The 12331-nt window shown below is 62.7% G+C and carries 10 protein-coding genes; 2 read left to right on the forward strand and 8 right to left on the reverse strand.

Going from position 1 to position 12331, the window contains the following annotated elements:
- Positions 1-3: 3 nt before the first annotated feature.
- The 5 genes from EYW47_RS31775 to EYW47_RS31795 are packed head-to-tail and all read right to left on the reverse strand — an operon-like array spanning position 4 to position 7721.
- Positions 4-1329, reverse strand: coding sequence for a hypothetical protein (locus EYW47_RS31775; protein ID WP_133198775.1), 1326 nt, complete (start codon positions 1327-1329; stop codon positions 4-6).
- A 42-nt stretch (positions 1330-1371) separates the two neighbouring features.
- A complete protein-coding gene (locus EYW47_RS31780; protein ID WP_133198776.1) occupies positions 1372-1947 on the reverse strand; it encodes a Biofilm PGA synthesis auxiliary protein PgaD in 576 nt (191 codons plus the stop codon).
- Positions 1925-3193 (reverse strand): poly-beta-1,6-N-acetyl-D-glucosamine synthase, encoded by a 1269-nt coding sequence (pgaC, locus tag EYW47_RS31785; protein ID WP_133198777.1) that lies wholly within the window; start codon positions 3191-3193, stop codon positions 1925-1927. Before pgaC ends, EYW47_RS31780 begins: the two co-directional genes overlap by 23 nt.
- Positions 3190-5277, reverse strand: coding sequence for a poly-beta-1,6-N-acetyl-D-glucosamine N-deacetylase PgaB (pgaB, locus tag EYW47_RS31790; protein ID WP_133198778.1), 2088 nt, complete (start codon positions 5275-5277; stop codon positions 3190-3192). Before pgaB ends, pgaC begins: the two co-directional genes overlap by 4 nt.
- A 26-nt stretch (positions 5278-5303) precedes the next feature.
- Entirely contained in the window at positions 5304-7721 is a 2418-nt protein-coding gene (locus tag EYW47_RS31795; RefSeq protein WP_240764001.1) for a PgaA family protein, read from the reverse strand.
- Positions 7722-8565: 844 nt separating this feature from the next.
- Between EYW47_RS31795 and EYW47_RS31800 the strand changes: the two genes are divergently transcribed.
- Both EYW47_RS31800 and EYW47_RS31805 read left to right on the forward strand, forming a co-directional pair.
- On the forward strand, positions 8566-9093 hold the full coding sequence (locus EYW47_RS31800; protein WP_240764002.1) for a hypothetical protein: 528 nt from the start codon (positions 8566-8568) through the stop codon (positions 9091-9093).
- Positions 9094-9156: 63 nt separating this feature from the next.
- A complete protein-coding gene (locus EYW47_RS31805) occupies positions 9157-9804 on the forward strand; it encodes a hypothetical protein (protein WP_133198779.1) in 648 nt (215 codons plus the stop codon).
- A gap of 64 nt (positions 9805-9868) precedes the next feature.
- On the opposite strand, the gene EYW47_RS31810 is transcribed toward EYW47_RS31805, so the two are convergent.
- From EYW47_RS31810 to EYW47_RS31820, 3 genes are read right to left on the reverse strand one after another with little or no spacing between them, the layout of a single operon-like run.
- On the reverse strand, positions 9869-10948 hold the full coding sequence (locus EYW47_RS31810; protein WP_276322972.1) for a TadG family pilus assembly protein: 1080 nt from the start codon (positions 10946-10948) through the stop codon (positions 9869-9871).
- Positions 10949-10979: 31 nt separating this feature from the next.
- Positions 10980-11429, reverse strand: a complete 450-nt coding sequence (locus EYW47_RS31815; protein WP_133198780.1) for a TadE/TadG family type IV pilus assembly protein — start codon at positions 11427-11429, stop codon at positions 10980-10982.
- Positions 11426-12319, reverse strand: a complete 894-nt coding sequence (locus EYW47_RS31820; protein ID WP_240764004.1) for a tetratricopeptide repeat protein — start codon at positions 12317-12319, stop codon at positions 11426-11428. Before EYW47_RS31820 ends, EYW47_RS31815 begins: the two co-directional genes overlap by 4 nt.
- Positions 12320-12331: the final 12 nt, after the last annotated feature.

Here is a 12331-nt window from a genome sequence, read left to right on the forward strand (position 1 = left end):
CCCTTAGTCGTTCGACGAAACGTCCGACTGCTTTTGTGCACTCTCGGGGCCGCAGCGATCCGATGCGGATGGCTGCACCTCGTTGTGCACGTTGAAGTTCGCTTCACGCAAGCCAACCGGCGAAAGCGAAACAAAATGGAGCGCGCCGGGACCATACGGAATGCCGATCGCACCCGTGTTGCCCCATGCAAACGGAGCACGCATCATGCCGCGCAAGTCGATCGTGCTTCCCGTCAGCGCAAGCGCCATCAAACGACCGTCGCGAGTGGGCACATACGCGACGCTGCCATCCACCGCGATGCTCGATTCGCGCACGGAGGCAGGCAGGCATTCGAGTTTCGCCGTGACGTGCCCGGCTTCGTCGATCAGCAGGATCGAAGTGCGCCCATTCTCCAGCGTCGCCTCCAGAACAAAGCGGTTCACGGCGGGCACCCAGGCCGCGGCATACGTGTAGTACTGCACACGGAAAACATTGACCCCATCCTCCGGTCGTTCGAGCTTGCCGCTCACCGGGTCGTACACGGCAAACTCCAGTTGCGCGACGAACTCGCCGGGAATGTACTTCTGCCAGACGAGGAGCGCCTTCGTCGACGAGCCCGCAATCATGGGCCACCACTCCCGAACATGGGCCGCCACGTTCTCGTGCCGCAACAGCTTGCCTGAGCCGTCGTAGACCTTCACATACACGCCATTGCCGGTGCCGAGGTTGTCGACACCGCCGCCGTCCACCCAGTCTTCCGAATAGAACACGACGAAGTGTTCGCCAACCGCGGCCACATGACCGGAATGGCCGCCCGACTCGACATCGTTCGGATAGGGTTTGATGGGCACCAGGTTCGATCGATAGACGCCGTACCGCTGGCTGACTTCGTTCGGCGTATTCCAGCCGTCCTCGAAGCTCACAAAGATATTGCCCTGTGTGTTTTGCGCGACCGACACGGGCTCCTGCGCTTCCGGACGGCTGATGAAAATATGAACGTTGGCCAGCCGCTGATGCCCCGGCGACCACGCGCCGACATAGACGTCGTGCGGCCAGCTGCCGTCACGATTCGCACCGCGTGGCGGCAAACCCGAGCTGCTGAAGAAGACCCAGCTTTTGTTGCCGCTGGCGCTCGCCCACCCGATGCCGTGCATGAAGCGCCGCTCGTCGCCGAGACCCGGCGCCGGCACGGCAACAACTGCCCCGGCCGGCGCCCGATGCGCACTGACCTCCACCGCGCCGGCGTGACCGCTGGACGCCGGATACGCCGCGACCGCGAGAATGAATCCGAGCACCGCCAGCCAGCCGAACCGGCGGCGGCGCCCAGCACGCTCGATGATGCACTCCATGTCGGCGCCCGCTTTGCCCTGGTGCTGCGTCAGCCCGTCAACTCAATGCCGCGGCGTCCGGCGCGTCGGCGCGGCCGCAGACGTGTACACCGTCTGCTTCACGTTGCCGTGGGTGCCGCCCGTGGCTTCGCGCTCGCCCGCACCGCTCGCTGCCGGCCCCGCTACGGACAGCACGCGCAGCGCCGCGATCAGCCCGTTTGCGTCATGCGAGGCCACGAATACCCGGGCTACGGAGTTCGGCTCGCGCGAAGCGGCCCCGGCGAAGGGCCCAGGCTCGACCGTCAGCCCAGCCTTGCGGCGCAGCAGACGCTGCGTGCGCGACTTCGAAGCAAACGGGTGCGCCACGCGCGCGAGAATCATCCACATCGTCAAAACCGAGGCGATGGCGCCAATCGCCGCGAAATACGACACCAATTCGGGCCAGGAAAGGTCGCCTTCCTCGAACGGCAATAGATATCGATAGGCGTAGATCGTAATGCCCGCCCACATCGAACCCACGCAGGCCGGCCGCAGCAGCCGGAACCACAGCACCAGCAGGACACCGCGAGCGATGCCCTTGTCGGAGATGATCTGTTGCGGGGCGTGCAGGGAGAGGTCAATGACGGGCGTGCTGTTCATGTTGAATACCTCGATCAGGGCTAGTCCAGACTGCGCGCTTGCCGCGGCGCCCGAAGGCGATGGTCGGCAGCGCAACGACAGTGGTGACCATGTTGATCAACCAGAATGCAAGCGGATACCAGACGGTGTCCATCACGTAGAGCAGCAGCTTCTCGTCGTAGCGCCGGTCGATCACGCAGCCGACGATGATCTGAAGCACGCAGGTCGCCACCAGCAGCATGCCGTGCCAGTGCGGCAGCAGCGAGACGTGCCAGTCCGGCGGCAACGTGTAGAACGCGTTGAGAACCGAGAGCAGCAAAATGAACGCCATCGAATAAGCCCACGCTATGCCGAGCGCGTACTCGACGAAGAGCGGCCACATCATCAGGCGCTGCCCGTACAGGAGCCTGCCCGCGTACTTGAACAACACCTGAATGCCGCCCTTGGCCCAACGCAGGCGCTGCTTGTACAGCCCTTTGAGCGTCTCCGGCATGAGGATCCAGCTCAGTGCATGCGGCTCGTAGGCAACACGCCAGTCGTTGCACTGCAGCTTCCAGCTGATGTCGATGTCCTCGGTCAGCATGTCGGAACTCCAGTAGCCAACATCGGCGAGCGCGCTCTTGCGAAACATCGTGATGACACCCGAGACCGTGAAGATGCGTCCATAGACCTGCTGCGTGCGCTTGATCAGTCCGACGATCGACGAAAATTCGCCCACCTGCATGCGGCCGAGCAGCGACGTGCGCGTGCGGATGCGCGGGTTGCCGGTCACCGCGCCCACGTTCTGGTCGGATATGAAGTGCTCCAGCATCCATTCGATCGCATCGTCGCCAAGGAGCGAATCGCCGTCGATGCACATGAGGTAAGGCGCGTTAGTGAGCGCCGCGGCGGTGGTCAGGCCAATCGCCTTGCCCTCGTTCTTCGAATGGTGAATGACGGTCAGATGCGGAATTTCTGTGGCGAGCTGGTTCAGCACCTCGCCGGTGCGGTCGCGGCTGCCGTCGTTGACTGCGATGATTTCGTAATTGGGGTACTTGAGTGTCGCCAGATGTTGAAACACGCGGCGCGCATTCATCTCTTCGTTGAAGCACGGCACGATCACGGCCACCTTCGGCATCCCCGACATTCTCAATGCATTCGGCGAACGGGACCGCCCGTGCTCCAGCGCGAGGAAGTGCACTGCCCCCCCGATCATCCACAGATACGACATGAAGAACGGGTAGAAGAAAATAAAGTCCTGCAGCCGGTTGATCACGATATGCATCATTGCCGTACTCCTCCAGCCTGGGCGCCTTTGAGCAGTACATTGATAGACGCGGGATCGAGGCGCTGGCGCGTCGACATGACGTCGGTCAGTGCGACCGCATTCGGCAGATCGTGTGCGAAGTTGTCGGGGTAGTACCCATAGCTCACCATGCCCTCCTCGCGCAGATGGCGCATCTGATCGGTCAGGCGCGTAGTCGGCACACTGTCGCCCGTTTGGGAATCGGTTGCCTCGAGGAGAAAGACTGTCCGGCGCGGGCCATCCGGCACGGCCTGCACCACCCGGCCGAGCTTGTCGAGCCAGCTGTCCACCGAAGTGATGCCCTGTCGCGACGGCATGGCGAGCAGCCCCACGAAGTCATACGCACTCACAAAGGTCGGATAGTTTTGCGCATAGCGCGCCTCGTTGCCGGGGTCGAGCAAGACATCGGGAAAGATCGTGCGCACGGTCAGCACTTCGTCGCTGTTCTGGCTGTCGAGTACGATCTGTCGTAGCTCCTTCGTGAAGTCGAGCAGATAGCGGGTCTTCTGCGCGCCCCAGCGCTTCATCATCTCCGGATTGGCGCGAATCTGCTCGACATTGCCCGGCAACCCCCAGCTCGCATAGGTCTGGCGCGCGTGCCGCCCGTCGTCCTCGAAATCGCTGAGCGTCGCGTCCTCGCCGAACAGCACGCCATTGAATGCGGAGTATTTGCCAAGATCCTCATACAGATCGCGCACGTAAGCGCGCGCCGCCGGATCGAACGGACTGAGCCGGCGCACGCCCGACGCGCCGGGCGGCAAGGTGCTGCCCGCGGCCGCCGTGACGAACTCGACGCGCCCGTTGAGCTTCTCCGGCACCGCGAATGCGAGCACCGGCATCCAGGCATAAACCTCCACACTGGCGCGCGTATTCAACTGCCAGGCCGCGCGGCAGAACAAATCGGAGCGCATCGGCAAATGCCGGTTCGGGAAATAGAGCGCGCGCGCCAGTCCCGAGCGCGAAGGGTCTGAAAAGGCCTGCAAATAGACCGAACTCGGCTTCAATCGATACATGCGTTCGATCAGTGCGCCTAGCTTCTTCTCCTGCGCGTCGGGCGAGGGATCGTAGACATCGTCGAGCGAGACCACGACGGGCCGCTCCACCGGATTGATTTCGCCGCGGTTTTGCGCAGGCTCGCGCATCGAGCGCTCGAAATCGCCCACGTCGATGTCATATGTCGCAAGAATGCGGCGCAAGCGATCGAGCGGAATGTCCGGCGTATTCGGGCCGGACTCGAGCGTAAACTGCGTGGGCATGCCAAGACGCGCCGAAACGGTGCGCACGGTCAGATTCTGCGCCCCGTAAGGCCACACCATCGAGCGGATCGTCACGCCCGTCTGCTGCTTGACCTGACGTATGCAGTTGCCGAGGTCGCCGTGCACGCGCGACTCGAACTCGGCATCCGTCTCGTAGCGCTGCTGGTCCTTCAGGTACAGATGCGAAGTGGCTGCCGGCAGTTCGTTCCCCTGAGGATTGGCAACGGCGCCGTGATGCAGATCGTGCGTGTGGCACGCGAGCTCGACGAGCCCAGACGCCGCCACATTGCGCACGTCGTCCCATGACATGAACGTGTCGCGCGGCACGACAACGGCGTCCGAAAGCCGGATTCCCGAGTTCGCGGGCGTATCGATCCACGACGTGACAATCCCCATGACACCCGGATACCTGAACTGCTTGAGCAGCGGCAGCACCTTGTCATGATGGCTCTTGAAGCCGTCGTCGAAAGTCAGCAGCACCGAGCGCGGCGGCAACGGCGCGCCGCCGTTGCGCGACGCCACGATCGCACTGAACGTCACCGGGTTGTAGTGGTTCGTATCGAGCCACGAAAAAATCGATGTCAACGTGCCCGTGTCGACCGCATACGGGTCGATCATGCTGTTCGTATGGAACTCCGCGCGCAGGTTGTCGCGCACATCGTGAAAGCAGATGACGCGAAAGGTCTTGCCATCGGCCGGGTCGGCCGGCGGGAGGATGTCGATCAGCTTCGCGGGCGCAAGGGATGGAAACAGCGAACAGCCTGCCATCGCACCCAGACAGCTACAAATAAAACGTCGACGAGATTGCATCGCCCGCCTCCTCTCGCATTTCAAGGTCAGAAGGGAACCGTGAGCGCGGCATAGGCGATCTCCGAAAATTCACGCGCTCCGTCGTACGCGTGACTGAGCACACCGAAGCCATACTTGAGCGTGATGTCGTGACTGAACGTCCACGCGTGTTCGATGCGGGCCCCAAGCTCCGCGCTCGTACCAAAGCCGCGCTCGTTGTAGGCGCCCGCGGTCAGATAGAAACGCTGCACGAGGGCTTTCTCCCCGCTGCGCCAGATCGCCCATTGATGCATGGCGACCACTTCCGCGGTGTAGTCGCGCGAAGGCGCGAAATAAGCCGCGTTGGTAATCGTGTTGCTACCGGTACTCAGGTTCAGCGAAATATTCACGAACTGGTTCGCCGCCGTGAATACGCGCTGCGTCCCGCTCAGCGCAATCTCCTGATTGAAGTTCGAGTCGCTGTAGCGCGCCGCGGAGTAAGACAGCGACGCCGAACGCTGATCGGTATCCGTGAAATTTAGGCTGGCCTCTGCGGTTTTCCCCCAAATATGGTTGAGGTACGCCTTCATGGGCAGCGAGTTGCTGTCGCTGTCGACGCCTGCGCTCGCCGACCAATAGTCGTTGAACGCATACGAGACTTCGCCGTTGCCGCCGGTGCGTCCATCGCTGCCCATCGAACGCGTCACCTCGCCGGTCACGGTCAGCGGACCATTGCGATAGTCGCCGCCAACACCGGTGCGGGTACGGCTGACATTGCCGATATCCGTGTTCGCATAGCCATAAAACGTATGAGAAAAGACGCGCCAGTTGTCGAAGATCGGCGGTGAATACAGGGTCGTGTCGATGCTGAACTCGTTGTCCGCCAGCACCGAGTTGCCATGCTCGCCGTTGACGTCGACCGTCAATACCGGCGCGAGGTATGCCTGATAGTCGCGCTTGAAGCTGCGCACGGAGCCGTTCTCGGGGAAGGTCTCGTCGAAAGCGGTATTGATCCGGTGCGCGTTGGCATAGTCTTCCAGCGCGATCGATGCGCGCCCGAGACCGGACAGTGCCTCGATGTTGTCCGGATGATCCGTCAACGTCGCGGAATACATGTCGCGTGCGCGCCGCGTCTGGCCCGTGCCAAGCACCGCGTCGGCCTGCGCGTCGCGCACTTCCGCGTTGAACGGCACCTGCTGTTCGAGCCGCTGCAAACCGGCCATGCCTTGACTCGTCTGGCCAATGTAAATCTGATACTGCGCGAGCAAGCGGTAGTAGCGCAGATAGTCGTCGTTCGCGGGATCCCACGAATGAACCTCGTCGGCCGGCGGCAGCGCGCCATGAATGTCGTCGAGCACCTGGTGGGCCTGCGTATATTTGTTCTGATCAGTGAGCGCATAGAACAGGCCTTCGCGCAGGTCGATCAGACGCGTGTGCGAGCCGTACTGGTATCCGAGCGTTGCAGCGTCGGTGGGCGCCGCGCGCGTCTCTTCAATGGCACGGCGATACACCACTTCCGACTTGGCCGGCTGCTGCAAATAGGAATAGGCGTCGCCCACCGACGCGAGGGCTTCGGCCGACACTTCCGAATTCTGCGGGATGGTTTCGAACACGGCGACGGCGTCTTCCATCCGCCCGCGTGCTGCATACGCAACGGTCCGGTCGCCGGCAAGCGATGCGCGCACTTGCGCGTATTCGGGCGTATTCGGCAGACGTTTGTCGAATTCTTCCGCATGACGAATGGCGGCGTCGAGCGAATCGAAGCGGTCCGTGCTCGTCATTGCGCGAACCTTGGAGCGGCCGCCCCGTACTTCTTGCCGGATGGCGAGTTCCTCGATTTCCGCAAGATCGACTGGGGAGAACACATCGGGGCGCTTCCTGGCTTCTTCGAGCGCGCGGTTCGCACCACCACTCGTTGCGAGACCAAAGATCTGATGACGCAAATCCTCGCCGGGCTGCGGACCGTTTCCGGTCGTGGGCAACTGCATTTGCGGCGTGACAGGTGCCGGTTGCGGTGCCGGTTGTGGTGCGGGTTGTGGCGCCAGTTGCGGTGCGGGTTGTGGTGCAGGCAGCGTGGGGCTATTTTCCTGCGCTTGCTGCACGGGCGCGAGAGCAGCGGGTGCAGCCGGAGCAGCAGGAGTATCGGGAGCAAGCGCCGGCCCAGCCGTTGGCGCTGCGGCAGGCGCTGTTGCTGGCGCCGCGCTCGCCTGTGCAACCGTCTCGGCCGGCGCCGACCGGGCGCTCTCGGGAGGAGACGAAACCGGAACGCCAGTAGCGTCGCTCACGGTGTTTTGGGGCACGTCCGTCGACGCCGTGACGGCATAAACGGTGCTCCCCGAAGCATCGGTCATCACGGGGCGTGCGACAGGATCGCTGCTCGCGGCATTGTCCGCGAGCGCAACCATAAAAACCACCGGCTTTGCAGCATCGGGCTCCTGCGCGAGACCATCCTTGCTTTCGAGCACCGCATAGGCTGACAAAAGCATGACCGCCGCCGGCGCGCATGCACTGAGTGGACGCCGCCGAGGCGACGTGTACAAACGCTTGCTCTCGACCATTTTTGTTTGCCCCTTGCTGTTTGTTGTCGTTGAGTACGACACACGACACGGCTCTTGCAAATGTCGTACCGCTTTCAGCGTACGAATATCGCTTCTCCGCAACATCCCAAGGCAATACCACTCACGCGAGCACAGCGATCGTGAGTGTCAGTCAGCGGGCGTACCTTCAACTCATTGCAACGGACGCCCCAAGCATCACCCGCCCGCGCGGCAAGGGATGTCTTCACTCGTCATTCATCTGATCGGCGAAGTATTTTTTATTGCGTACTCAATCAAATATAGCGTCAGGCTCCAATCACGACCGGTCTACTCTTCGCTGTTAAAGCAGCGAAGAAATCGTCAGAACATCATGGAATATCGAGCGCTACGGCGCGCTCGCCGATCGGCAGATCTGGAACATCCGGCTTACGGTGTCCTTGCCGTTTCCCGATAGACACAGTACCGGGACGACACGCCGGATAAGCACACCACAGCGTTGCAGGCGTGCTTCAACGCTTCCCGCACGCCAGCAGCATGCGGCACTTCTTTTGCTACAGGCCCAGGAGGAACATGACAACACTCTAGTTCACGCTTATGCGAGATTCATCGACACGTTTCAACCAGTTACAACTCCGCGCTCTTCATCATTTAGTTAACACAACTATGCTGCAATAGGTACGTACCTTCTGTGCTCGAGCTGTCGAAGCTGGAACAAATTACTGACGAACCGCGAGCGGTTGCTTTTCGCCCCCGCGGTCCCTATGCTAGTTGCACATCAAAGAGGGAGACAATCATGGGGACCTTGAAGAAACGAGGTCTGCTTGTGCCCGTGAGCATCGTGCTCATCACCAGTGCGTATGCGGTATCTGCCTGGGCACAGATCGCGAGACCAGTGGGAACACAAAACTCGCAACCCATTACGCCCATGACTGCGCCCGCTCCATCGGCACCCATGGCACCCACCGCTGCACCCATTCCCACCGCGCCGGCTGGTCAATCGACTTCTCCGGCGGCACCGCAGCAGATGCTCTATTACGTCTGCGGCAACACGAACATCGACACTCACGTAACGTCTCCCGACCCTCAACATCCCTTCAACCTTGGAGTGACGTTTGTCTCCTCGTCGGGCGGCGCGCCGCTGACCGAAGTTTCGGTCAAGGTGAGGCGCCACGGCCGTGTGCTGATGGATTTCATCGCCGCGGGTCCGCATTGCCTCTTTTCCGTGCCAGAAGCGGACTACCGTATCGAAGGCACTTACCGGGGCGAGATGAAATTCGAAATCGTCCAGACCGGCACCATGAATGCCCAGATCAAGTGGTAAGCGTCAGACAGGTTTGAAAGGTGCGCGATCTGCGCGGCCCGCTTCCCAGGAACCATCCGAGCCATGGCGATACCGAACCCGCCCGACGATCGGCCGATCGAAGAGCCTGCGCACAGCGGGCACGAAATCGAACGCGAGCGCGACGACGCCCCGGCTCCCGTTTCGTCGGGAGCCGGGCTCAGCGTGGCGCTGAGCGTCGCGTTCTACGTCATCGTTCTCGCTGTTGGCATAGGCTACGATCACGCGCATCGGTTGCGTGGTCCACAATCCGGCACGCCCGACACGTCCAGCGGCGATTGGCTGGCCAGCGTGCAGGCACCGGCAGGCCGTCTGATGCCGTTCGAAGCGATTGGACCGGTCAGGGTGCTGCTTGCCCAGGCGCACAACTGCGCGTTAGCGGGCCAATGGGATTGCGTAAGCGATGCAACGGACGCGGCCATCGCACTACGCGGCGATACGCCCGAGACGCAGCCTGAAGCCCCCACGCTGGCCGCTCAGGCAAACGCCAACGCGATGTGGGTCTCATCTCACGCGGTGTTGGCCAGGACCGACTATATCGGTCGTAATGAACGCCTGAAAGTGGCAGCCCATGCGGGCGCGCCATATGGAAAATGGCACCATTATCGACATACCGGCGTATGGTTCATGGCAAGGCGACCGACTGCACGCCGTGCCTTGCCAGAAGTCCTGGCAGACCTGTATCGCCATTGAAGGCGGCTTTCCCTGAGCACGGCGCGCGTATCGCGCGCCATATTTTTACGCACCGCCGCCCCGCTCAGAATGCGAGACGCGGCGCGACGTAGCCACCATAGTTCGACGAGGAAACACCCGTTCCCTGTGTCGGCATCTTGTATCCGGCTACGAAGTGGCCCTGGATGTACTTGCCACCCTGGTCCACGTAGTCGATGTAAAAAGCGGCGAATGCGATGATCGAGACGAATGTCTTGCTCGCGATTTGCGTGCTGACTGGCATGAGGACGGTCGTTGCCGTTGGAACGCTCTTGTAGACCGCCGCCTTGACGCCCGGCTCGATGTAGATGTTGGATCCGATCGAAAGCGAGGTCGGATTCCCGTTAGTGATCAAACCGGTGACCGTCGGCGTGTCGTTGGCGACCGTGAGGAACGATGTCCACTGCCCCGCCTCGCATGTGGAGCCATAGGTCTGGCCGTTGCCGATCTCGAACTCATAAGGCTGGCCAGTTGCGTCGAGCGTGGGCGCATTCTGCCCCGAGTTCCAGTATTGGTTGTACACGCACTGATCCATGACCATGGGAAAGAGCGCTCCGGCAGGCACCGTGGAGGGCGGCGCGATGACCGCCACGGCCGTTGCGCTGTCGGCCGTCGTCGGCACGCCGAGCAGCGAGCCGAGCAGCAGCGACACGAGGCCGCCATTGCTCGTGGCATTGCGCGTGATCGTCACCTGCACCGCGGGCTCCAGCATTTGGGCCGCCGTCCCCGGCAGCGTGACCTGGCTCGGCGTGAGCAGCGTGGGCGAGGACGCGGCAACGTCCCAATAGCCCGCCTTGACCGCTCCGCTGGAAAGCGTGGTGCCACCGGACGAATTCAACGCAATGGCCGCCGTTGCGGACGAGGCCGCGCCCGCCCAGTTCAGTGCGGTCGTGCTGTTTTGGGAGAGTGCCCCGGCGCCGGCGAGTGCCGCCGCATCAGCGCCGTTTTGCAATTCGCCGCTGACCGTGAACACACGCGGCAGGTCGATCGCAAAAGCGCCGAACATCAGTAATACAGTGAACGTCAACAAGAACCATAGCGTTACCGAACCGCGCGCTCGCGATCTCGCACGCGCGCACGAGCGCCGGCGCTCGTCGCGGCGGACCGGTGACGGGCGACGAGCCAAAGCAGCCGCGGCCCGGCTGCAACGCACGCGCTTATTCACAGTTCTTCACCGCGACGGCTGTAACAGTAACAGGGCCCGTTATCGCGCTCAATGCCGAGCCGAGCACAACCCCGTTGTAGGTGTAGCTGATGCTCACCTGCAGCGGATTGCTGCTACCGGCCGATGCGCAGCCGCCCGACGGGCTCACGGTCACCGTCGGGGGCGTGTTCGTGCCGCTCGTCACAAGACTGTTGTTCGTATAGGCGAGGGCCACATTCTGGATCTGGGTTAGATTGTAGGGCGTCGCGCGCAACACGACGCCCTGGCGCGCCGCCTCCCCGGCGGCATTCGTGATCACGGCCTTGTCGCAAAGCACCATGCTTACGTCGACGATACCGAAGAGCAGCATCAGCAGGAACGGCAGCACCAGTACGAACTCGAGCGAGACGATGCCGCGCGCGTGAGCGCGGGCACCGGGACTGGTGCGCCGGCGTGGTTTCATCGGAGCACTCCGACAGGCGCGACGCTTGCGGCCGACACCGGCTGTGTTTGAGCACCGCCCGCACTGCGTGCATCGCCTGTGTCACGCGTCGCGGTGGCGAGGCGCTCGCGCAGTTGCTCGTAGAAGCGCAGATTATCCTCGGCCGAGTCGGCCGGCATGTCGGTTACCAGGATGCGCTTCGCAGCCTGGTCGTTGCCGAGCAATCCATACGCGAGCGCCAGATTTTCGCGCGCTTGCGGCGGCGCGTCGGGCAGGCCGGCGACATCGAGCAGCACATTGGCGCCTGCGCGTACGTCGCCAGCCAGAATGAGTGACAGGCCGAGATCCGCCTTGAGGCCTGCGACCTCGGGGTGTTGCTGCAAGGCTGCCCGATAGACTGCCTGCGCTTGCGCGTGCTTGCCCTCGAGATCCAGCGTGGAGCCAAGCCCCTCGGCCGCTACCGCTTGCTCCGGATGAGCCGCGAGGAGTACGCGATAGCGCTTCTCGGCCTCGTCGAGCCGTCGCTGGCGCAGCGCGACGCGCGCGAGTCCGAGCATGGCGCGCGCGTCATCCGGCGCTACGACTGCAACCCGCGCATAGAGGACGCCAGCGCGCGCGAGGTCGCCAGTCTGATACATCGCATCGCCGAGGCCGAGCTGCGCAGCTTTCGATTGCGGATCGGTTTTCAGCTGCTTTTCGAAAAGCGACACGGCAAGCTGCGTGTCGCCGGCCTCGAGCGCGCTTTCGGCAACATGCATGTCGGCCTGCGCATCGGGCAGATGCGTGGCGGCAGCAGGCTGTGGCGTCACGAAGTGATTGCTAGCGCATCCCGTGGCGAGCAACGCCGCGGCCAGCGGTGCCAGGAGCGCGACACGTGTCGTGCGCGCAAGCGTCGGAAGAGATGGGTTCAATTTCAACTCCAG

The organism is Paraburkholderia silviterrae (assembly GCF_004353915.1).
Lineage (GTDB): Bacteria > Pseudomonadota > Gammaproteobacteria > Burkholderiales > Burkholderiaceae > Paraburkholderia > Paraburkholderia silviterrae.